At 31.0% G+C, this 23,276-nt stretch carries 21 protein-coding genes and 1 pseudogene; 6 read left to right on the top strand and 16 right to left on the bottom strand.

Going from position 1 to position 23,276, the window contains the following annotated elements; all coding sequences use genetic code 11:
* Positions 1-14 precede the first annotated feature (14 nt).
* Genes SAR11G3_RS04325 through purF form a run of 3 tightly spaced genes read left to right on the top strand, consistent with a single transcriptional unit; the run spans position 15 to position 4,493 of the window.
* Positions 15-2,474 (top strand): efflux RND transporter permease subunit, encoded by a 2,460-nt coding sequence (locus SAR11G3_RS04325; RefSeq protein WP_013695565.1) that lies wholly within the window; start codon positions 15-17, stop codon positions 2,472-2,474.
* Positions 2,467-3,018 (top strand): CvpA family protein, encoded by a 552-nt coding sequence (locus SAR11G3_RS04320; RefSeq protein ID WP_013695564.1) that lies wholly within the window; start codon positions 2,467-2,469, stop codon positions 3,016-3,018. Before SAR11G3_RS04325 ends, SAR11G3_RS04320 begins: the two co-directional genes overlap by 8 nt.
* 32 nt (positions 3,019-3,050) lie before the next feature.
* The gene (gene purF / locus SAR11G3_RS04315) at positions 3,051-4,493 is read left to right on the top strand and encodes an amidophosphoribosyltransferase (RefSeq protein WP_013695563.1); all 1,443 of its coding nucleotides are present in this window, start codon (positions 3,051-3,053) and stop codon (positions 4,491-4,493) included.
* 2 nt (positions 4,494-4,495) lie between these two features.
* Here the strand turns inward: purF and SAR11G3_RS04310 are convergent, their stop codons facing one another.
* The 11 genes and pseudogenes from SAR11G3_RS04310 to SAR11G3_RS04260 all read right to left on the bottom strand — a co-directional run bounded on the left by SAR11G3_RS04310 (position 4,496) and on the right by SAR11G3_RS04260 (position 13,938).
* Positions 4,496-5,299 (bottom strand): GTPase, encoded by an 804-nt coding sequence (locus tag SAR11G3_RS04310; protein ID WP_013695562.1) that lies wholly within the window; start codon positions 5,297-5,299, stop codon positions 4,496-4,498.
* Positions 5,299-6,606 carry a PQQ-binding-like beta-propeller repeat protein gene (locus SAR11G3_RS04305; RefSeq protein ID WP_013695561.1) on the bottom strand — a complete coding sequence of 436 codons (1,308 nt, stop codon included), beginning with the start codon at positions 6,604-6,606 and terminating at the stop codon, positions 5,299-5,301. Before SAR11G3_RS04305 ends, SAR11G3_RS04310 begins: the two co-directional genes overlap by 1 nt.
* On the bottom strand, positions 6,596-7,165 hold the full coding sequence (locus SAR11G3_RS04300; protein ID WP_013695560.1) for a hypothetical protein: 570 nt from the start codon (positions 7,163-7,165) through the stop codon (positions 6,596-6,598). The genes SAR11G3_RS04305 and SAR11G3_RS04300 overlap by 11 nt, the downstream gene beginning before the upstream one ends.
* Positions 7,166-7,957, bottom strand: coding sequence for a 3-methyl-2-oxobutanoate hydroxymethyltransferase (gene panB / locus SAR11G3_RS04295; RefSeq protein ID WP_041862363.1), 792 nt, complete (start codon positions 7,955-7,957; stop codon positions 7,166-7,168).
* A gap of 74 nt (positions 7,958-8,031) precedes the next feature.
* Complete coding sequence (locus tag SAR11G3_RS04290) at positions 8,032-8,376, bottom strand: hypothetical protein (RefSeq protein ID WP_237697282.1); 345 nt, start codon at positions 8,374-8,376, stop codon at positions 8,032-8,034.
* Positions 8,367-9,925: pseudogene (guaA, locus tag SAR11G3_RS07810) on the bottom strand (glutamine-hydrolyzing GMP synthase). The gene SAR11G3_RS04290 and the pseudogene guaA overlap by 10 nt, the downstream one beginning before the upstream one ends.
* Before the next feature lie 181 nt (positions 9,926-10,106).
* The gene (locus tag SAR11G3_RS04280) at positions 10,107-10,337 is read right to left on the bottom strand and encodes a hypothetical protein (protein WP_013695553.1); all 231 of its coding nucleotides are present in this window, start codon (positions 10,335-10,337) and stop codon (positions 10,107-10,109) included.
* Positions 10,338-11,795, bottom strand: a complete 1,458-nt coding sequence (gene guaB, locus SAR11G3_RS04275; protein WP_013695552.1) for an IMP dehydrogenase — start codon at positions 11,793-11,795, stop codon at positions 10,338-10,340.
* Between the two features lie 38 nt (positions 11,796-11,833).
* Positions 11,834-12,460 (bottom strand): RlmE family RNA methyltransferase, encoded by a 627-nt coding sequence (locus SAR11G3_RS04270; RefSeq protein WP_013695551.1) that lies wholly within the window; start codon positions 12,458-12,460, stop codon positions 11,834-11,836.
* Positions 12,461-12,484: 24 nt separating this feature from the next.
* Positions 12,485-13,264: a CDP-diacylglycerol--serine O-phosphatidyltransferase gene (gene pssA, locus SAR11G3_RS04265; RefSeq protein ID WP_013695550.1), complete on the bottom strand. Its 780-nt coding sequence runs from the start codon at positions 13,262-13,264 to the stop codon at positions 12,485-12,487.
* 20 nt (positions 13,265-13,284) lie between these two features.
* Positions 13,285-13,938 (bottom strand): phosphatidylserine decarboxylase, encoded by a 654-nt coding sequence (locus SAR11G3_RS04260; protein WP_041862510.1) that lies wholly within the window; start codon positions 13,936-13,938, stop codon positions 13,285-13,287.
* 64 nt (positions 13,939-14,002) lie between these two features.
* On the opposite strand from SAR11G3_RS04260, the gene SAR11G3_RS04255 reads away from it, so the two are divergent.
* Together SAR11G3_RS04255 and SAR11G3_RS04250 are read left to right on the top strand one after the other, a co-directional pair.
* Positions 14,003-15,217, top strand: a complete 1,215-nt coding sequence (locus SAR11G3_RS04255; RefSeq protein ID WP_013695548.1) for an NADP-dependent isocitrate dehydrogenase — start codon at positions 14,003-14,005, stop codon at positions 15,215-15,217.
* Between the two features lie 2 nt (positions 15,218-15,219).
* Positions 15,220-16,206 (top strand): glycosyltransferase family 9 protein, encoded by a 987-nt coding sequence (locus tag SAR11G3_RS04250; RefSeq protein WP_013695547.1) that lies wholly within the window; start codon positions 15,220-15,222, stop codon positions 16,204-16,206.
* On the opposite strand, the gene alaS is transcribed toward SAR11G3_RS04250, so the two are convergent.
* From alaS to SAR11G3_RS04230, 4 genes are all read right to left on the bottom strand, one after another.
* Positions 16,203-18,905 carry an alanine--tRNA ligase gene (alaS, locus tag SAR11G3_RS04245; protein ID WP_013695546.1) on the bottom strand — a complete coding sequence of 901 codons (2,703 nt, stop codon included), beginning with the start codon at positions 18,903-18,905 and terminating at the stop codon, positions 16,203-16,205. The genes SAR11G3_RS04250 and alaS overlap by 4 nt on opposite strands.
* 102 nt (positions 18,906-19,007) lie before the next feature.
* A complete protein-coding gene (gene recA / locus SAR11G3_RS04240) occupies positions 19,008-20,138 on the bottom strand; it encodes a recombinase RecA (RefSeq protein ID WP_013695545.1) in 1,131 nt (376 codons plus the stop codon).
* 110 nt (positions 20,139-20,248) lie between these two features.
* Positions 20,249-21,589, bottom strand: coding sequence for a TolC family protein (locus tag SAR11G3_RS04235; RefSeq protein ID WP_013695544.1), 1,341 nt, complete (start codon positions 21,587-21,589; stop codon positions 20,249-20,251).
* Position 21,590: 1 nt separating this feature from the next.
* Positions 21,591-22,193 carry a 2-hydroxychromene-2-carboxylate isomerase gene (locus SAR11G3_RS04230; protein WP_013695543.1) on the bottom strand — a complete coding sequence of 201 codons (603 nt, stop codon included), beginning with the start codon at positions 22,191-22,193 and terminating at the stop codon, positions 21,591-21,593.
* A gap of 49 nt (positions 22,194-22,242) precedes the next feature.
* Here SAR11G3_RS04230 and SAR11G3_RS04225 point away from each other — a divergent pair, with 49 nt between their 5' ends.
* Entirely contained in the window at positions 22,243-22,863 is a 621-nt protein-coding gene (locus tag SAR11G3_RS04225; protein WP_013695542.1) for a glutathione S-transferase family protein, read from the top strand.
* Here SAR11G3_RS04225 and dksA read toward each other — a convergent pair.
* Positions 22,860-23,276 (bottom strand): RNA polymerase-binding protein DksA, encoded by a 417-nt coding sequence (dksA, locus tag SAR11G3_RS04220; RefSeq protein ID WP_013695541.1) that lies wholly within the window; start codon positions 23,274-23,276, stop codon positions 22,860-22,862. The two genes, SAR11G3_RS04225 and dksA, sit on opposite strands and share 4 nt — an antisense overlap.

The raw sequence follows: 23,276 nt of genomic DNA, 5'->3' as shown, positions 1-23,276 counted from the left end.
AAAGTTATTTCTGTATGTATAAAAAATTACTTAATTTTCCTAAACTAATTCTATTAAGCCTAATTATCATACTCCTAGGTTCGCTATACTTTTCTAAAAATTTTAAATTAGATGCCTCCGCCGATACTCTGCTGTTAGAAAATGACCCAGATCTAAAATACCTTAGAGAAGTTAACGAAAGATACGGCTCAGAAGAATTCTTCATCTTAACCTACGAGCCTAAAGCCGTTATAAACAAAGATTCTGTTTTAGAGTTGGAGAAATTTGTTACTAAGATCAATAACTTGAACTGGGTAAGTAAAACTATTAGTGTTATCAATGCTCCATTACTGCAGAGTACTAATGAGCCTTTAATGGAGAGGATTCAAAATCTTAAATATATTACAAGTCCAAATATAGAATTTGAAACTGCTATTAAAGAACTTACCAGTAGTCCTATCTACAAAAATCTTATTATAAGCAAAGATTCAAAGACATTTGGTATTGTCGTCTATCTAAAAGAAAACAAACAATATTTAGATCTTATTTCTAAGAAGTCGAGATTACTGGAGAATAATAATCCTGACGAAAGTCTGCTGGCTGATTTAAAAAAAACTAATGCAAAGTTAGATATAGAGAAAAAGAAACAGGGCGATTTAATATCAAGCTACAACCAAGAAATTAAGAATTTGATTGCTAAACAAAATCAATTTGCAACAATTAGGCTTAGTGGAATTCCCATGATTGCCGACGACATGATTACTTTTATCAAAAATGATATTGTTATTTTTGGATTCGGAGTTTTTGCATTTATTATATTTATTTTATGGATGGTGTTTAGAAATTTGAAATGGGTAGCCTTTCCATTAATCAATTGTTTTTCCTCTATATTGATAATGGTGGGTTTTTTAGGAGCTCTACAATGGAAAGTTACGGTTATCTCTTCAAATTTCATCGCGCTGATGCTGATCTTAACCATTTCTATGAACATTCATTACCTAGTTCGATACATTCAGATAAAAAATGAAAATGAAAACGCTACACCTATTGATCTTGTTACCAAAACCTCTTCCAGTATTTTTTATCCAATTTTTTATGCAGTTCTGACTACGATCTGTGCATTTATGTCTTTAGTATTTAGCGACATTAAACCTGTGATGGACTTTGGATGGATGATGACTTATGGCCTGTTAGTATCATTTGCATTGTCTTTTCTATTATTACCTTCGTTAATTCTTGTTTTTAATCCAAAAGCATCTGTTCAGATAAAAGAAAAAAAATCTAAATTTGCTGAATTGCTTGCTCATATTTCTACTCAATTTCCAAAACTAATTTATTCCTTGTCTGTATTCTTAATTATTTTTTCGATCTATGGAATTAGCAAACTAAAAGTAGAGAATAGTTTTATTAATTATTTTAGTAGTAAGACTGAAATTTACAAAGGCATGAAAAATATAGATGAAAAGTTAGGAGGAACAACTCCGCTAGAAATAATTTTAAAGTTTAAAAAAACGACCGTTGTAAATAAAGAGGACGATTTTTTAGGATCTACTGTAAAAAAAGATGACTACTTAGGTGAGGATAAACAACAAGCTTTTGATGAAAAATACAAATATTGGTTTACCAGAGATAAAATAGATAAAATTATATCGGTTCATAAATATCTAGAACAAAATCAGAATATTGGAAAAGTTTTATCTTTTTCTTCCATTTTAGATATTGCTGAAAGTTTAAATAATGGAAAAAAACTTGGATCCCTTGAAATGGGTGTTTTGTATAATAAGCTACCTGAAGATATTAAAAGAAATATCATAAATCCTTATATCTCCGTACAAAACGATGAGGCTAGAATTAGCATGAGAATTTTGGATTCCAAACCAGATCTTAGAAGAAAAGAGTTAATAGAAAAAATTCAATCTGATTTGCAAACAAAGTTTTTGTTCAAGCAAGACGAATTCAAGATTACGGGCGTGTTAATAATATTTAACAATTTACTTCAGAGTCTATTTGATTCTCAAATTAAAACTTTAGGAATTGTCATGCTAGGAATTTTTCTAATGTTTTTAATCTTATTCAGGTCTTTAACCTACTCTCTCATAGGAACTGTTCCAAATTTTATTGCTGCTTTTTTTGTGTTAGGTTTTATCGGAGCTCTAAATATACCGCTAGATATGATGACCATCACTATCGCTGCGATCACCATAGGAATAGCAGTCGATAATAGCATTCACTACATTTATAGATTTAGACAGGAAATCAAAGAACGTAAAAATAAAAATGATGCTGTTTACATTTGCCATCACACCGTAGGAAAAGCAATTATAAGCACTTCAGTAACAATTGTTTTTGGTTTTTCTATATTGGGTTTTTCAAACTTCATACCAACTATTTATTTTGGTCTTTTTACTGGTTTGGCAATGATCACTGCTTTAATTTTGGTTCTAACTCTATTGCCAAGACTTCTTATTCAATTTGCTCCGGAAACTAATGGATAATTTTTTAGATTCTATTGAAATCTTTTCAACAATTGATTTTATTTTTATTTTTTTCTTAATTTTAAATTCTTTTTTGTCATTAAGGAATGGATTTGTTCTTAGCCTTTTGTCTTTTTTAAAGTGGATACTATCTATCATTGCAGTTAAAATATTTTTACCCCTTGCAACTCCGTATACTGAAAATGTCATTGAATCAGAATTCACTCATGACATAGTATTTGGTGGTATAATTTTTATTATTTTTCTATTTCTGACAATTCTGGTTTCTAAGGGAATGAAGAAGACCATGTCCTGGACAGGTCTTGGAGGAGTAGATAAATTTTTTGGTTTTGTTTTTGGATTTTTAAAAGGGTATGTATATTTCGTATCTATCTTTACTTTTTTGCATTTTGTTCACCCCTTTCCTAAATGGAGTTCGAATCTAAATGAAGGAAAATTTTTTACATCCATTGTATGGGGTCAAGAATTCTTAACTGAAAATCTTCCCAAACGGTATGAATACATAGAAAGAAGTAAAGAAAACGTAGATAAAATTACTAAATGACTCTTTGTGTCATTTAATGTAATGGATTGCCTGTGCTAGACGATAGATTAAGAGAAGAGTGTGGTGTCTTTGGTGTTTACAACCATAAGGATGCAGCATCTCTTACGGCGTTAGGTTTGCATGCACTACAACACAGGGGGCAAGAGGCGTGTGGTATCAATACATTTGATGGTAAGAACTTTCATTCGGTTAAAAGAAGAGGTCTTGTAGGTGACAACTTTACAAGTAAAAAAATAATCGATCAACTACCTGGAAATACAGCTATTGGACATAATCGCTATTCAACGAGTGGACTTCCTATTGTTAGAAACATTCAGCCTTTCTTTGCTGATTTATATTTGGGTGGTATTAGCATTGCGCATAATGGAAACCTTACCAATGCCATTCACATTAGAGAGAAAATGGTCAAAGAAGGAGCAATATTTCAAACAACATCTGATACTGAAACAGTTGTTCAGCTAATAGCAAAATCAAGAAGGACTAAAATTATCGATAAAATCATCGATTCTATTTTTCAAATTCAGGGTGGCTACGCAATGGTCATGCTAACTAATAAAAAGCTTGTTGGTATTAGAGATCCTTTCGGAATCAGACCTTTGGTATTAGGTAAACTTGGAGATTCTTATATTTTTGCGTCTGAAACTTGTGCCTTAGATATAATTGGGGCAGAATTTATAAGAGAAGTTGAGAATGGTGAAATAGTAATTATTAACAAAAACGGTATTGAAAGTATCAAGCCATTTCCTAAACAAAATTCCAGACCATGTATTTTTGAATATATTTATTTTTCAAGACCAGACAGCATTGTGGGAGGTAAAGGTGTTTATGAATATAGAAAAGATCTGGGCAAACAACTAGCTAAAGAATTTTCTACAGAAGCTGACTTAGTATCTGCAGTTCCAGACTCTGGTAATCCTGCAGCCATTGGATATTCCGAAGAGTCAAAAATACAATTTGATATGGGAATAATAAGAAATCATTATGTGGGAAGAACGTTTATTGAACCAACTCAACAGATTAGACAATTAGGTGTTAAGCTTAAACACAATCCAAATAGAGCATTAATAAAAAATAAAAGAATTATTTTAGTTGATGATTCTATTGTCAGAGGAACTACTTCTAAAAAAATTGTCTCGATGTTATATGAGGTAGGAGCAAAAGAGGTACATATGAAAATCTCAAGTCCTCCAATTAAATTTCCTGATTATTATGGAATTGATACGCCAAATGTGTCCGAATTATTAGCTGCGAATAACACCATAGAAGAAATGAGAAAAATTATTGGTGTTAAGACATTATCTTTTTTAAGTATAGATGGAGTTTATAAGGCCCTAGGACATAAAAAAAGAGATAATAAAAATCCACAATTTACAGATCATTGTTTTACTGGAGACTATCCAGTAATTCCCCAGGATTTTAAGAACCAAACTGAAAAAAACAATCAATTATCTTTGCTCAGTAACTTTACAGGATAACTCTAGCTAAAAGGATTTTCGTTATTTACAAACTTAATAATTACTACTTTATTGTAAATGCCAAAATGACTTAGCAGTTGTTTTAAAAAATAATTTTTATAATCTTTATTGACTCCTTTTAATCTAGTTCCAAAAGCTTTTAAAATAATAGGTCTAGCGTTGACTTGTTTTAAAAATTTAATTTTTGGTCTAAAATTTCCCTTTTGTGGAGCTCTATGGGAATTATTCGTTTTTTCTAAAAAAGTGTTTAATTTATTGTTACTAATCATAATTTTAGTAGATTGGTCTAAGCTACAAATTTTTCTAAGAAAAACATCCGGGCTTTTTTCCATGATAGAAGAGAAGAAATGAGGCTTAATCAAAATATCTGAAAATAAATTTTCAAAATAATAGTTAAAGTATTTTGTTCTAGTTTTGATTTCATCCTTAATTAAATCAGCTTTGTTAATAATAACTATTAATGTTTTAAATTTATTTAAAATCATTCTGCAAATTTGTTTATCGTTTTTGGTAAACTTGTCATTTGCATCCATCATAAAAATAACAATGGAAGAGTTATTAATGGCAGTTAAACATTCTTTAGTAATATAGGATTGATTTTCATCTTTAGACTTGGCTTTTTTTTTAAGTCCTCCGGTATCGTGAAATACCAACTCTTCATTACCAAACAAAAAAGACTCGGAGATCACATCCTTAGTTGTTCCAGGCTCATCAGCAACTTTTGATATATTTTTAGAAAAAATTTTGTTAAAAAAAGTAGACTTTCCTACATTGGGCTTTCCTACAATTGAAATATTAATAGTCATTAAATTTTATAAATTTTATTGTTGGATATAAAATAAACAGATCCATCAGAAAAGACGAGGTTAGACTGAGGACTTTTAGAAATTTTTAAATAATCAATCGATTCTAAATTTAGACTATTAATTTGAAAGACAAATCTACTGTTTATGGAAACATAAATGATATTAGAAGCAGAAAATAAATTACTAACTCTTGTTTTTTTTAGTTTAATATTTTTAGATTTTAAAATTTCAAATAAATTTTTTTGAAAAACAATTTTTCCACTTTCTTTATTGAAAATTTTAAAAATACCTCTGTGGTTAACAAATACAATATGGTTTTTTGTTATTAATGGTCGAATGTCAGAGTTGTTATTGTTAGACCAGATAATTTTTCCTGTCTCAATATCAATCTTAAGAACTAAACCAAAGCTAGATGATAAGAAAAGATTATTTTTTTCTACAACCAGATTAGATAGCTTTAAAAAAGAGACATCACTATAATCACTTCCACGTTCCAGGGTAATTCTCCAGGATAAATTTTGTTTTTTAAGATCTATGCAATAAATATTGGCAAAATCGTTAGAAAACAAAAGTTTACCGTTAGCTACAACTAATTGGTATGCTTTATGAGAGCTTGCTCCAGAGGAGCCTGTTTCGTAGCTCCAGTTAACTTTTCCATCTATAGAATTTAGAGAGAAAATTTTTCCATTTGAGTTGGTAACAAAAAGATTTTCTTTATAAAGAACCATGTTGGACAACAAAGGAACTCCCAGCTCTATTCTCCAGGCTAATTTAAAATTAACAATATCGTATGCTAACACTCCTCCTAAATTATCTGCAACATAAACAAAATTATCATTCGATGCTATAGAGAACTTTAAAGAATATTTTTTAAATAGTTTTTTTTTATAAATTTGAAATTTATTCATCAAATTTAAATTCTCATCTAGAATATGCAAATTACTAAAATCATCAACATAAACAATCTTGTTGTTAACCTTAATAATATTTTTTATGTAAGTATTTTGTTTTGTTTTTTTGAATTTATAAGTTTTTTTAATGCTAGAAAAATTTCCTTCATATTTTGGATGTGGAACTAAGTTTTGAAAATTAAAATTAGGATGTTTCCAATTCTTAAAATTACCAGGATTTTCTAAATTAATTTTAGATATTAAAGACTTTTTTTCATTCAATTTTTCTGAATTATTTATTTTTTTTAAAACAGTTATTCCGTCGTTTTTAAGCTTCTCTATATCTATTCCTAGCTCAACTTCTTTAGAACAATTTAATAAAAGGAAAGAAAGAAATAGGATGAGACTAGTTCTCATCAATTAACCTCTTGAGGTCATTGGCTTTTAAATTTTGTTTTTTGCTAATATAAAAATCATACATAATTTCGAAAGACATTTTTCTAAAAGCAGAATCCTTGCTCTTTAAGTCTATTAAATTTAACATTTCTACTTCAGTGGCGGTATCAAATACCAATAAAGATTTTTTAATTTTTAAAAATTTTATATTTTTCTCAGAAAATTTATTGGCATTTAATAACTGGTCAATAAATGAAATTGATTTTTTTTTTGAATCTTTGTTAATTTCAAGTAATTGGTTTAAGACAAGCAATGAAACACTTTCATTGTTGGATTGTAATAATTTTTCTAGCTCAACTTCTTGTATTTTCTTATCCTTGCCAATAATTATCTCACTGTATTTTTCTAACTCTTTTGAATTATTTTTTTCATCTAGAGTTAAAAATATCTGAAAACTAATAGGCACTAAAACAATCAGGATAGCTAATCCTATTATATAATATTTTCTCTTTTGATAAAAATTTGATATTTTATCATTAAAGACACTTTCTGATACTTGATTGTCTAATTCGTTTGACATTTAATAAACATTTTTTTTTGATGGAAACTTTCTTTTAATTACATCAGATTTAAATTTTTTAATAGCTTTGCTGATAAAGCCGCTTATATCAGCATACTTTTTAACAAATTTAGCATTTTTACTAAAAAAACCTAACAGATCTTCCGTTACTAAAATCTGTCCATCACATTTCTTGCTTGCGCCAATTCCTATGGTTTTAATTTTAGAAAGTTTAGTTAATTTATTAGCCAATTTCTCAGTGACAGCCTCAATTACTACAGAAAAGGCTCCAGCTTTTTCTACTGCCTTTAAGTCATTTATAATTAACTCCTGCTCATCTAACGACCTTCCCTTTACCTTGTAATTTTTCGGATGCTTTACTTGTTGTGGCATAAGTCCAATATGCCCCATAACTGGTATTTTATTTTTAACTAAAAGCTTGATGGTATGTGAAATTTTTACACCACCTTCTAATTTTACTCCGTCACAACCAGTTTCTTTTAAGATTTTTTTTGCATTTTTAAGAGCTACTATTGCTGAAACTTCATAAGTTCCTTTGGGCATATCTACAATAATAATGCTTTTGGAGCATCCTTTTACTACAGATTTTCCATGCTCAATCATAGTTTGTAAGGATACATTATTAGTACTGGTTTCTCCATAAAGTACCATCGCCAATGAATCGCCAACTAACAATAAATCGCAAAAAGGATCCAGAATAGTGGCCATATGTTTGTTGTAAGCAGTAAGACAGACCAAGGGTCGCTTTTGCTTACAATAAATTTTAATTTTATTATTTTTTTTTATTCCCATTCAATTATTTCAGGTGAAATTATTTTTTAGTCACACTTAGTTAAGAAAAATTGGTAACCATTTTCTAACAAATCTTAGTGGATTCGTCCATTTTTATCCCACTCAAGCAATGTGTCTTCCCAACTTGGGATAGCATCTGCTTCATAGCCATATGTTTTTCCGTCACCAATCTTTGAAAAGTTTTTCATAGCCTTTGCGTGGGCTGGAGATCTCAAATAACCTAGCATATGTTTCTTTGATTTCCACACAGTTAATGTGTGTTGGAACCCGTTGCGAGATTTAAACACGCAATGCAGTATTCCATCAGCTTTTTGAGCATCCTTAGCTGCTGGAATTGTTAATATCCAGAATCGTATCCAGCCAATTAAACCTTTTGGTTTTAGACCTGTTACTGAGATATACATTTGTTTTACTCCCATTCTATAGTTCCTGGTGGCTTAGAGGTAATATCATAAACAACTCTATTGATACCGCTAACCTCATTTACAATTTTGTTACTAATATCAGAGATATCCTTGTAATTAAAATTATAAAAATCAGCTGTCATGCCATCAGTAGAAGTGACCGCTCTTAAGGCACATACAAAATCATACGTTCTACTATCCCCCATCACACCAACTGATTTTACTGGAAGCAATGCAGCAAACGCTTGCCATATATTTTTATATAAACCCTTTTTTTTCAATTCTCTTATAAAAATATCATCAGCATTTTGTAAAATTTTAATTTTATTATTGCTAATAGAGCCTAAAATTCGAATAGCCAATCCTGGTCCTGGAAAGGGGTGTCTATCAAGAATAGTGCTTTCGATGTTCATTTTTTTTCCAAGCTTTCTAACTTCATCTTTGAACATTTCACGGAATGGTTCGATTAATTTAAAATTCATCTTTTTAGGAAGACCGCCAACATTATGATGCGATTTAATTTTAGAACTAGGGCTTCCAGAAAAGCTTTGGCTTTCTATTATGTCTGGATAAAGTGTTCCTTGGGCTAAAAAATCAATTCCTTTGTTTTGTTTGGAAAAATTTTCAAATACTTTTATAAAAGTTTTTCCTATTATTTTTCTTTTTTTCTCGGGGTCAGACACTTTGTGTAAATTTTTTAGAAATAGTGGTCCTTCGTTTAAATAAATAAAATTTTTTTAAATTTTTTTCTATAGATAGAAACAATTTCCTTGCTCTCGTTTTTTCTCATCAGACCTGTATCTATGTAAACACAATAAACCCTGTTATTTAATGCTTTTTTTAATATGTGCGCTAATACACTACTGTCCACACCTCCTGATAAGGCACATAAAACCTTTTTCTTTCCTACGGTTTTTTTAATTTCAAAAATTATTTTTTCTAGCTTGGATTTATCTGTCCAATTTTTTTCACATTTACAAATATTAAAAATAAAATTTTTAAAAATAAGCTTTCCTTGATTGGTGTGAACTACTTCAGGATGAAACTGAACGGTATAAATTTTTTGTTTAATGTTTTGGGTAATTGCGTACTTTGCATTTTTAGTAGCAGCTACAACCGAAAAGCCATCTCCTATTTTAATCACTTGATCTGAATGACTCATCCAAACGGTATTTTTTTTTTGCTTAAAGAAACCCTTAGTGAGTAATGAATTAGATTTTTCATAAATTTCAGCTCTTCCGAATTCTTTTTTATTTGTAAATTTAACCCTACCTCCAAATTTTTTAGCTATTAGCTGGTGGCCATAACAAATGGCTAGGATTGGAATGTTTTTTAATAAGCCATAGTTTTTAATTCTTGGAGATTTCGCTTCAGATGTTGAGGATGGGCCACCTGATAAAATAATGCCCTTGGTATTTTCAATGGATTTAAGTTTATTAAAATTTTCAAAACTAATGATTTCACAGTAAACGGATTGTTCTCTAACTCTCCTTGCAATTAGTTGTGTAACTTGAGAGCCAAAGTCTACAATCAAGACTTTTTGGCCAGATACTGCCTTGCTCATGATTTGTTAAATTTTTTAATTGATTTGTTTAAATCCTCTAGCTGATCACAAAACTTAGAGCAATTAAGCTTTAAAATAGAATAGTTTTTTTCTAAGGATTTGTAATCCCCCTCTTTAATATTAAGCAAGGACATCAAGTAAAGAGCTTCTTCATTTTTAGAATCAAGTAATAAAGCAGTTGTTAAATTTTTTTTTCCTCGTCTTGTTTTTTTGTTTCTGAAAAAATTTTAGATAGGAAAATATAACTATTAACGTGTTTAGGGTCAGAAACTAAACTTCTTTCAAACTCTATTTTTGATTCTGTAATTTTTTTTTGATCAAATAAAGTTTTACCTTTAGTGAAAAAATTATTCTCTGCTGAATATGAACTGACACTATATAAAAAAAATATAATTATAATAAAAAACTTCATTTAACTTTCGGTTGGATAATTAGGTGACTGTTTAGTTATCTGAACATCATGAACATGGCCTTCTTTGATTCCAGAATTGGTGATTTCAACAAAAGTAGCTTTTTTCTTTAACTCTGCAATAGTTTTGGCTCCAACATAGCCCATGGATGATTTTAATCCTCCTACCAACTGATTGATAATATTTCTTACAGGACCTCTATAAGGAACTCTTCCTTCAATCCCCTCTGGAACTAATTTTAAAGCATCTGAAACATCTTGTTGAAAATATCTATCAGCAGAACCTTTTGCCATTGCAGCTAGAGAACCCATGCCTCGGTAAGACTTATAGCTTCTACCTTGGTAATAAAAAATTTCACCAGGTGCCTCGTCAGTTCCAGCAAATAAAGATCCGACCATCACTATGTCAGCTCCAGCACCTATAGCTTTTGCGATATCTCCAGAGTATCTTATTCCTCCGTCTGCTATAATTTTAGTTTTGTAATTTTTTAATCCGTTAGCAACATTTTGGATGGCTGTAAATTGAGGAACCCCCACTCCTGCAACAACTCTAGTTGTGCATATTGAGCCTGGACCAATTCCTACTTTAATTGCATCGGCTCCTAAATCAGCAAGTTCTTTTGCAGCATCAGCTGTTGCTACATTTCCCACAATAATATTTTTAAATTTAAATTTCTTTTTAATATTTTTTAATGCAGTCAGAACAGAAGATGAATGTCCATGAGCTGTATCTAGAATTAAAGCATCCACACCACTATTAATTAAATGTTCCGCTCTAACCAATCCTTCTTCACCAACTCCTATTGCGCCTGCCACTCTTAGTGATTGCTTACTGTCCTTTGAGGCATCTGGATATAATTGTGATTTTTCCAAATCTTTAACTGTAATTAATCCAACGCATTGAAATTTTTTATTTACTACAACTAATTTTTCTATTCTATGTTCATGTAGTAATTTCTTAGCATTTTCTAGCTTCACACCTTGATCGACGGTTACAACTTTTTTGGTCATTAAAGATTTAACTTTTGTTTTTGTGTCTTTGGCAAACCTTAAATCACGGTTCGTAATAATGCCTACTAATGTTTTGTTATTATCGACAACAGGTATTCCAGAAATTTTATTAGATGACATTAATTTAATAGCATCAGAGATATCGCTTTCTGGTCCTATAGTGATTGGATTAATCACCATTCCGGATTCAAACTTTTTTACATTTTTAATCTGCAGTGATTGCTCTTCCACAGGCATGTTTTTGTGAATACATGCCATTCCACCAAGCTGAGCAATCGCGATTGCCAAATGATAATTGGAAACCGTGTCCATTGCGGCTGATATAATTGGGATACCTAATTCAATGTTGTTAGTTAGAAATGCTTTAGTGATAGAATGTGAGGGTAAATGAGATGATTTCTTTGGTACTAGCAATACATCATCAAAAGTAAGGCCTTTATTTGGTTCCATAATCCTATTTATTTTGCCTACGGACAAATGTCAATAAATTATAAAATACAGTACAAATAGAGCTCTTTTGAATCTTTCCTGCTTGATTTTGGCTTAATAAAGATGTGTTTTGAGAAGTTCTTTTTTGCCATATCCACAACTTCTTCATTGCCCACTCCTGAAAAGGTCTTAATTAGAATCTTACCATTTTTTTTTAAATGCTTTAGTGAAAATTTCATCACTTCAACTGTGATGATGTTGCTTCTCATTGAATCTAAGGATCTATTCCCAGTAGAGTTTTCTGCAATATCTGACAAAACTATATCAAATTTTTTTCCTTCTAACAAATTGACTAATTTGTTTTGTACCTCATCGGAAGTAAAATCTCCTTTGATAATTTTACAATTATTAATAGGTTTTGTATCCAATAGATCTAGCGCAATATTAACTCCGTCTTTATTAATTTTACTTGTGTGTTGAGACCAACTTCCAGGAGCAGCCCCAAGATCAATTATATTTAAATTATTTTTCAAAAATTGATGCTTCTCATTAATTTCTAAAAACTTAAATATAGCTCTAGATCGATAGTTTTGTTTTTTAGCCTCAGCTACTAAAGGATCATTTAATTGTCTAGTTAACCAAAGCTTAGAGCTATGACTTAAATTTTTTTTTTGAAATTTTTTCAAAACAATAATGCAAGTAAAATTATATTACAAAACATCTTCTGAAATTAAACTTTCATCAGAGTCTGTTTTTAAATTATGTTTATTTTTAAGATATCTTAAGTGAAAAAAACTTGCAGGTATTGACATTAAATACATGACTCCTATTACAAAAAGAGTATTGAAAGTATAGGTAATCAAGAAACCAAATAACAAAACTGAAAACAACATAATTAATAAAACGTAAGCTTTGGTAATTTTTATTTTTTTAAAAGCATAGGTTGGAATTTTGCTGATCATTAAAAATGAGGAAATAATGATAATAATAACTGGAAAATACTGCGCTTCATCTAAAAGAAATGAAAAATTTCCTAAACTAATAATAATAGGCAGTAGCACAATACCTGCTCCAGCTGGTGATGGGACTCCTGTAAAAAAATTATCTAAAATTGGATTTTTGACAATGTTAGACGTGAGATTAAATCTTGCTAACCTTAAACAGCAGCAAATAATATAAATTAATGTAACCACCCACCCCAAGTTTCCATAAACATTTAAATCCCAAATATAAAGCATCAAAGCTGGAGCAACACCAAAATTTACAAAATCAGCTAAAGAATCTAATTCGGCACCAAACTTTGAAGTTCCTTTTATTAATCTTGCTATTCTACCATCAGCAGCATCTAGAACTGCAGCTATCACAATGCATATGATAGCGCTGTGAAAATTTTGAACTAAGGTAAATTTAATTGCGGTTAAACCTAAACTCAAACCCAGTACGGTAATAATATTTGGTATAACTGATCTTATACTAATTGCTTTTTTCATAGCAGGTGTATTTTATATACTTATTTTTTTTTAGCCAATAAGGATTCACCAGCAACAACTGTTTGGCCAGTTTTTGCAAAAAGTTGGTAACTACTGTCAAAATACAAATCAACTCTGCTTCCAAAACGAATAATTCCAAATCTATCTCCCTGATTCAATTCTTTTCCAACATCCGTTTCGCAAACAATTCTTCTAGCAACCAATCCTGCAATTTGAACAATTGCAAACTCGTCTCCATTTTTTCCTTTTACTTTTAAAATGTTTCTTTCATTGTGTTCGCTAGCCTTATCTAGTGAAGCATTGATGAACTTTCCAGGCTTGTAAAAAATCTCTTCTATATCACACTTAGTAGGAACTCTATTCACATGACAATCAAACACATTCATAAAAACGCTGACTCTAGTAAATGTTTTTTCTTCCATTCCAATTTCTTTGGGACCATTGCATTCTGTAATCATACTAATCTTTCCGTCTGCAGGACTAACAAGGTAATTATCATCACCTATGGAAACTCTATCAGGATCTCTAAAGAAGTAATAAACCCAAACATTAATAATAATTAGTAACAATCCTAATGTCTCAGATAAAAAAAATACCAAAAAGTTGATTGAAAGAGTTATTGTTAATATCTTTTTACCTTCTTTGTGTATTTTTGGAAAAATTATTTCTAACATTAAATTATAATTGATTAAATTTTTTGATTTGTATATAACACATTTTCTTAAATTAACTAATAACATGGCAAAAATAAAAGTTAAAAATCCAGTAGTAGAGCTTGACGGTGATGAGATGACCAGGATTATCTGGGAATTTATTAAGAATAAACTAATCCTTCCATACCTTGATGTTGAGTTGAAGTACTTTGATTTGGGAATGGAAAGTCGTGATAAGACTGATGACCAAATCACCATAGATAGCGCTAATGAAATAAAAAAATATGGTGTTGGTGTAAAATGTGCGACCATAACTCCTGATGAAGCTAGAGTTGAAGAATTCAAATTAAAAAAAATGTGGAAGTCTCCCAACGGGACTATTAGAAATATTTTAGGTGGAACTATCTTTAGAGAACCAATCATTATGAAAAATGTTCCAAGATTAGTACCAGGCTGGACAGATCCAATCGTTATTGGAAGGCATGCCTATGGAGATCAATATAGAGCAACAGATTTTAAAGTTCCCGGTAAAGGAAAGCTTACTGTTAAATGGACATCGGAAGATGGTAACGACACAGTTGAGCATGATGTCTTTGACTTTCCAGGGTCTGGAATAGCCATGACAATGTATAACTTAGATGAATCGATTAAAGATTTTGCTAGATCTTGCATGAATTATGGCTTGTTAAGAAAATGGCCTGTATATTTATCGACTAAAAATACAATTTTAAAAACTTACGATGGAAGGTTTAAAGACTTATTCCAAGAAATTTTTGACAATGAATTTAAAGATGAATTTGCAAAACATAAACTTACATACGAGCATAGACTTATTGATGATATGGTAGCTTGTGCAATGAAATGGAGTGGTGGTTATGTTTGGGCTTGCAAAAATTATGATGGCGATGTTCAGTGTGATACTGTTGCGCAAGGATATGGCTCCTTGGGATTAATGACTAGCGTCTTAATGACTCCAGATGGAAAAACTGTTGAATCAGAGGCAGCACATGGAACAGTTACTAGACACTATAGAGAGCATCAAAAAGGAAATGAGACTTCAACCAATCCTGTTGCTTCAATATTTGCATGGACGAGAGGTTTGGCACATAGAGGTAAATTAGATGGTAATCAGGAATTAATAGATTTTGCTCATGCTCTTGAGCAAACTTGCGTAGAAACAGTTGAAACAGGTGAAATGACGAAAGACCTAGCTGTTTTAGTTGGTGGGGAACAAAAATTCTTAACAACCAGCCAATTTTTAGAAGCAATCAACAAAAACCTACAAAGCAAATTAAATTAAATTTGCAACATCCGATAAAAAATATTCTAATCATTAATGCAGGTGGTGGAATAGGAGATGCAATCCAATTCATCAAAATATTTGAATTAATTAATCAGGAATTTAAAAATCCAAATATCGACTATTATGGAAATGATTTAAATAATTTTTGGTTTGATAATAAATTAAGCTCTTTAAAGGCAGCTAATGTACAAACTATTAAGAACTTTCCTCTTTATTTCGGCTTTAGGTTTAATCATCTATTCGATAAAAAAATTAGAAATACAAAACCTTATGATCTAATTATAGACAATCAGTCAAAAATTAGAAATGCCCTGATATATAAAAAAATACCACACAAGTACTTTTTAAGCTTTGCCCTCAGAGGTGTCTTGAGTAATCCAATAAGTTTTTTTCAAAAAAATCCTCATGTTCAATTGAGGGTAATTAGCTATTTAGAAAAATTTTTAAATAAAACACTCGATATTAAAAATATTCAAATAAAAATTCCTACTAAATACAAACAAGAAGCTGATAAATTAATTGATGAAAGTAAGCGGTATGTTGGTTTTTCCATTAAAGCAGGTCACAAAACTAGAATCAAAGAATTTCAATTGATAGAAATTATTAAAACAGCTCAGCACTTTGCAGAAAAAAAATTTATACCTGTTTTTTTTATAGAGCCAAAATATACAGAAGAAATTAATCTAATAAAAAAACACATTTTTAATGCATATTTTCCAGAACATTTAGCTAGTCCTGAATTACAAAATCCAGCTCTTGTCGTGGCAATTGCAAATAAAATGATTTTTAATATTAGCATTGATAATGGTGTGATGCATATGCTTTCTTTAACGGATCCAAGGCTGTTTGTTTTTTTTAATAAGAATTCAGATAAATTTAAACCGATAAAAAACAACTCTTTTGTATATGATTGTGAAAAAAATAAAGAAACTATTGACAATTTAGACTCACAAAAAATTATAGAGTTTATTGAAAAAAATATTTAATTAATTTTTGTTTCTACTAACTTTAGAACAAAATCATAAACAGTCTTTAAATTAGATGGGGGCTCTCCTCCTGCTTGAGCAAAATCTTTCCTTCCACCTCCCCCCTTACCTTTAAGGAATTTAGATATTTCTTTAGCAAAAAAAGAAGCATCTAAATTATTTGTAAGTTCGTCCGTAATACCAACTGCTATATTTAGTTTATTATCAAGCTCGCTGAAAGTAAAAACAGCAGAACTACCAATTTCTTTTTTATTATCATCTACAATGGTTCTCAAATCTTTTCCAGAAAGACCATAAATATATTGAATTCGAACTGTTAAGTCTTTGAGTGGATAATCTTTAATAATATTTTTTTTAGAGTCTTGAAGAATGTTTTTTTTATATAAAGATTCATACAAAGATTTTAGTTTAACCAATTTTACTTCTGGCGAAAAATCTTTAAAATCTTCTAGGTTACCATTTAGTTTTTTTATATTACTTTCCAAACCCTTAATCTGTGAATTCAGACTAGTTTCTTTCTCTTTGGCCAATTTATTTAAAGATTGTTTATGGGTAGAGAGCTCGTCTCCTCTCAACGCTTCTATTCTTCTCACACCAGAAGCAATGGAAGACTCGTTAATGATCTCAAAATTATCAATAGTAGACAGTTCAGTGACATGAGTTCCTCCACAAAGCTCTATTGAAAAAGTCTTGTTATTAAAATTACCCATTGTTACTACTCGAACCTCATCTCCATATTTTTCTCCAAAAAGCGCCATAGCTCCTTGTTCAATAGCTTTTTTGGGCGTCATTAGTGTAGTTTTGACCTCACCACCATTGATTACCACAGCATTTACATTCTTATTTAATTCCACAATCTCCTGTTTGCTAATTGGTTTTGAATGACTAAAGTCAAATCTTAATCTATCAGGTCCAACATATGAACCTTTTTGGGATACGTGTTTTCCAAGCTTTTCCCTTAGTGCAGCATGCAACAAATGAGTTGCTGAGTGATTACATTTAATCTTGTCTCTTCTTTTTTTGTCGATTTTTAAAATAAAATTATCTCCTAGTTTAAGCGTTCCTTTTTTAACCACGCCTGAATGCACATAAAAAGTTCCAAAAATCTTTTGAGTATCACTGACTTCAAATAAAACTTCATTAGATTCAATTGTACCAGTGTCTGATATCTGTCCACCAGATTCTGCATAGAATACTGTTTGGTTAAAAATTAAACTTGCAGAGTCTCCTTCCCTAATTTCAAGAGAAGCTTTTTTTTCTTTCACTATGGATAATAACTTAGATTCAATTTGATCAGATCCATACCCAAAAAACTCTGTATCAGCTAATTTTTCTTTGTTTTGACCAGATACAATCTCAAACCAAATTTTATCTATTCCCACTGAGCCTGTACCTTTCCAGCTAGCTCTAGCCTCTACTTTGCTTTGTTCTCTTAATTTTTTAAACTCGTCATGATCAATCTTGATATTTTTTTCTTTTAAAACATCTTGGGTTAAATCAACTGGAAAACCGTATGTGTCATAAAGCTTAAATGCAACCGAGCCCGGTAAGGTTTCATCTTTTATTTTCTTCACTTCATCATTTAAAATTTTTAATCCATTTTTTAGTAATGACGAGAATCTCTCCTCTTCTGTAACAACTGTTTCTTTTATCAAATCTTTTGCATTTTCTAATTGGGGATATTCTTCTTTCATTAATTCAATAATAGTTGGTAACACTTTGTATAAAATTGGATCTGTTTTACCCAAAACATTACTATGCCTCATCGCTCTACGCATTATTCTTCGTAAAACGTAACCACGCCCTTCATTAGATGGCAGTACACCATCTGAAATTAGAAAAGCAGAAGCCCTAAGGTGATCTGCTATTACACGGTAACTTGCAGTATTTTTTTCAGATAACTTTTGTTCAAACAAACTTTCCGTATCTAAAATAATTTTTTTAAACAAATCAATTTGGTAATTATCATGTGTTCCTTGTAAAACAGCAGTCATTCGTTCCAATCCCATTCCAGTATCAACTGAAGGTTTGGGTAAGTTAATTCTTTTATCTTTTGATACCTGCTCATATTGCATAAATACCAAATTCCAAATTTCAATAAATCTATCTCCATCTTCATCTTTGGTTCCTGGCAATCCACCAAACAAATGATCTCCGTGATCATAAAATATTTCGGAACAAGGTCCACATGGTCCTGTGTCACCCATTGACCAAAAATTGTCTGACGTTGGTATTTTTATTATTCTATCTTCATTAAAACCCGTTATTTTGTGCCATAAATCATAAGCTTCTTGATCTTCTGAAAAAACAGTCACATACAATTTATCTTTAGGTAAGGAATATTCCTTAGTAATTAATTGCCAAGCATAATTGATTGCCTCTTCTTTAAAATAATCTCCAAATGAAAAGTTTCCCAACATCTCAAAAAAAGTATGGTGCCTAGGTGTAAATCCTACATTTTCTAAATCATTGTGTTTTCCTCCTGCACGAACACATTTTTGCGCGGTTGTGGCTCTCTTATAATCTCTTTGCTCCAGACCCGTAAAAACATTCTTAAACTGAACCATTCCAGAGTTTGCAAACATTAAGGTAGGATCGTTTTGTGGTACTAGCGGGCTGGAATCAACTATCTGGTGATCGTTCGCTTTAAAAAAATCTTTAAAAGTCTTTCTTACATCCTGAAGTGTTTTGTTACTCATATTTTAATAAATACAGTTTTTAAAATAGAAGTCCATACAAGACAAAAGCACCCTACAAAGGTGCTCTTATCTAGCTTTAAGATGGCTAATAATAAAGTTTTTTTACTTATCTAATTCCTTAGTATCTTTTGTATTTTTAGAATTCTCTTCAGTTTCTATTTTTTCTTTTGGCGAAGGGTTTCCCATCATTTTATCAGATATCAATCCGGCATTAGCTCTAATAGCCATTTCAATTTCTGCTGATATTTTAGGATTGTTTATTAGATACTCTTTAGAGTTTTCTTTACCCTGACCTATTTTTTCTCCTTTATAAGAATACCAAGCTCCTGCTTTTTCAACAATGTCGGCTTTGGCACCAAGATCAATTAACTCTCCCAATTTACTTATACCTTTTCCATACATAATATCAAATTCAACTACCTTAAATGGAGGTGCAACTTTATTTTTTACCACCTTCACTCTAGTTTGATTTCCTACAATTTCATCTCCGTCTTTAATTGCACCAATTCTTCTGATATCCAATCTAACGGATGAATAAAATTTTAAAGCATTTCCTCCAGCAGTTGTTTCTGGACTTCCAAACATTACTCCAATTTTCATTCTTATTTGGTTAATAAAGATAACCATTGTATTAGATTTTGAAATACTTCCCGTTAATTTTCTCAAGGCCTGACTCATTAAACGAGCTTGTAGTCCCATGTGATGATCGCCCATTTCTCCTTCAAGCTCAGCTCTAGGAGTTAGAGCAGCAACAGAATCAACTACTAATACTGAAATTGCACCAGATCTAACTAATGTGTCTGTTATTTCTAAAGCCTGCTCTCCAGTATCTGGTTGAGAGATTAATAAATCTGTAGTGTTTACACCTAGTTTTTTTGCATAACTTGGGTCTAAAGCATGTTCAGCATCGATAAACGCACATGTTCCACCACTTTTCTGCGCTTCTGCAATAACTTGTAAAGCTAAAGTTGTTTTTCCTGAGGATTCTGGTCCATAAATTTCAACAATTCTACTCTTTGGCAATCCACCTATCCCTAAAGCTATATCTAGACTCAACGAACCTGTTGAAATTGACTCAATATCCATTACTTGTCTTTGGCCAAGCTTCATTACAGAGCCTTTTCCAAAGTTTGAATCTATTTGACTAATTGCTGCATCTAAAGATTTTTGTCTTTCTTTGTCATCAGTGTGAGCCTCATTTACTACCTTTAAGTTACCTTCTTTTTTTGCCATTTTTTTTTCCTTTTTTATTTTTTGATTAAACGAATCTATAAAACAAATGTACACATTTTGTTCTTATTTTCAAACTATTAAATAAACAACTGATTTATTGAGTTTTTTTACTAAAAAATGTGTCTAATCCAGCTTTTTTTATAAATTTCTTTTGGGTCGTAGACCTTGGCTTCTAAATTAAGATAACTTGCTGTTAGATTTCCAGTGATTTTAAGTAAGTTAAAGGTTGAAAGAATCTGTTCTCTTTCTGAATTAATTAAATTTAATCTTGATGCCAACAAAAAACCTCTAGAGTTTAAAACATCGAGTGTAGTTCTTTGTCCAGATTCATACTCTTGGATAATACCTTCGTAAGCTATTTCTGATGCTTTTAATTGCGCCTTAGCTAATTGTAATTTACTTTCAGCAAGTTTGAAATTAGACCAAGATGATGAGGCAACTTTTACTGAATTGTTTTTGGCGTCTTCATAATCAAGTTCCGCGCTAATCTTCAATGCCTGCTTTTCTTTAACTAAAGAATATCCCTTGCCACCTGAATAAACTGGAATGGAAATTTTTGCGGAGGCTTCTGTTTTGGTTCTTTTGTCATAAGAAGAGCTAAACTCATCATATTCTGAAACTTTAAAAGATACTGATGCCTTAGGAGCAAATGCATCTTCAATGTTACTATTATAATCGTACTTTGCTTTCTTTACTTTTAGCTCTGAGATTAACAGCTGAACATTTTGTTTTTGAGATTCAGAAATAGTATCATTTAATGATTGTGGAATTTTTATACTTTTTAAATTTGGATTCTTAAGGTCTTTGGGTTCATAGCCAATAATATTTTTAAAATTATTTTTACTTATTGCCAAGTCATTTTTTGAACTTAAAAGTTTTGCTTTTGCTGATGCTAACGAAGCTTCTGATTGCGCTAAGTCAGATAATTTTAACAATCCTTTATTGTATCTTGCCTTGTCTAACTCCACTTGTTTATCGGAAAGATTTAGGTTGTCATTGTTAATCAATACTTGTTTTTCAAATAATAAAACTTCTGTAAAAGATTCTATTGTTTTAAAAAGAACTTCTTGTTCTATATTTTTGAGTTCATATCTAGAAATATCAACAGCTTTTTTATATTTCTGTGCATTGGGTATTCCTTGAAATAGTTTTTGAGTTACAGTTATCGAGTTGGTCTGTATTTGTGAATTTGAATCTGAAACGGAAGAACCGTTATATGTAGTTGTATTTTTGTTTATTGAATCTACTATCTCTGCAGACCCCTCTATGGATGGTTTGAAATTACTATAAGCCTGAATGAGAGTTTCATCTACTGCTTTTGTTTTTTCTCTTTGTGAATTCAGCTGAGGATTGCTTAAATAAGAAGAAGCTAGAGAATTAAATAAATTCTCCTCCGCATATGCATGCGTTACAAAAATACAAAAACATAAAAAATTTATTACAAATCGCATTTTACTTTTGAAGAGATTTAATCTTGTCTTCTAAAAAATCAAGTCTATCTTGTCCCCAAAAAAGCTCATTATCTATGATAAATGAAGGGGCTCCAAACACACCTTTGCTAATAGCCTCCTTAGAATTTGATAAATAGACGCTCTTAATGGCCTCATTGTCTATATCTTTTTTAAGATCAGCAAAAGACAACCCTAGCTCCTTACAAGTTGTTTCTAACGTTGAATCGGAAGATATGTCCTGCTCTTCTGACCAAAGCTTAGTTAATACTGATTTTCCAAAATCCAGACTAAAGCCATTTTTGATTGTAGCAATAGCAAACAAGGCAGCTTTATGTGGGTCTGCGGGAGGGAAAAATTTAGGCTGTTTATTAATATTAACATTTAATTTTTTTCCGTATCTCTCTATCTCTAATAATCTATAGGCCTGTCTTGATGGGTCTCTTTTAGGAACTGGCACTCCTCCTGTTGCAGGAAAAACTATTCCCACTAAATCAAAAGGTTTTTCATCTACTTCCAATGAGTATTTTTTTACAAGTTCTTGAAATTTATTTACACCTAAGTAGGCATAAGGAGATGCCACGCTATAATAATATTCTATTTTCATTTTGATATTTATACCTTTAATTAAAGTTAATTAAATATATATTAAGAAAATGATTGATCTTTTAACTGCGAATACACCCAATGGTCAAAAAATTTCAATTATGCTTGAGGAAATTGGACTTGAATATAAGGTTACAAAAATAAACATCAACAAAGACGATCAGTTTAATCCAGAATTTAGAAAAATTAGTCCTTTTAGTAAAATTCCAGTTATTAAAGATGGGGAGATTTCAGTTTTTGAGTCAGGGGCAATCCTCATATACCTGGGTGAAAAAAGTGAAAAGTTTTATGATAAAAGCGAAAGACTAACTATCAATCAATGGTTAATGGGTCAAATGGCTTACGTTGGTCCTATGCTAGGTCAGCACCATCAATTTCATCATTACAACTCCGGTAAAAGTGAATTTGGGGAAGAAAGATATTTTAAAATTGCTAAAAGAATTTATGAAGATCTAGATGTACGTCTTGGTCAATCCAAGTACTTGGCGGGAGAAAATTATACGATCGCAGATATTGCAACTTTTCCATGGATCGCGCGACATGATTGGCATGACATTGGTCTTAAAAATTTTAAAAACTTAAGTAGATGGTATTTGGATATCTCCAAAAGAGAAGCGGTTATTAAAGGATATGATCTTTTAAAAAAAGGCGAGACAGTTCCCGGAATTTAGTTATCCGCAAAAATCTTTTCTTGCTTCTCGTGTTTTTCTTGAGCTTCTACCGTTAAACTAGCTATGGGTCTTGCCACAAGTCTCTTTAAACCTATTTCTTCACCTGTTTCTTCACAATACCCGTAAGTCCCTTCTTCAATTTTATTTACAGCCGAATCTATTTTAGTAATAAGTTTTTTGTTTCTATTAACTGTTCTCATCTCTACTGTTTTTCCAGATACTGAAGTAGCTTGGTCAACAATATCAGCAGAAGCTGAATTGTCATCCATGTCATTAAACATAATTCTATTATTTTGCTCTATCAGTTCTTTTTTCCAGTTAAATAACATCTGTTTAAAATAAGCTTTGTGTTTGGCACACATATACTTCTCTTTGGAAGTGGGCTTGTAATTTTTAGGTAATTTTGTTGGCAT

Source organism: Candidatus Pelagibacter sp. IMCC9063 (genome assembly GCF_000195085.1).
Lineage (GTDB): Bacteria > Pseudomonadota > Alphaproteobacteria > Pelagibacterales > Pelagibacteraceae > IMCC9063.
Note: the sequence above shows the minus strand (reverse complement) of the source record. Positions and strands in the feature narration are given on the sequence as shown.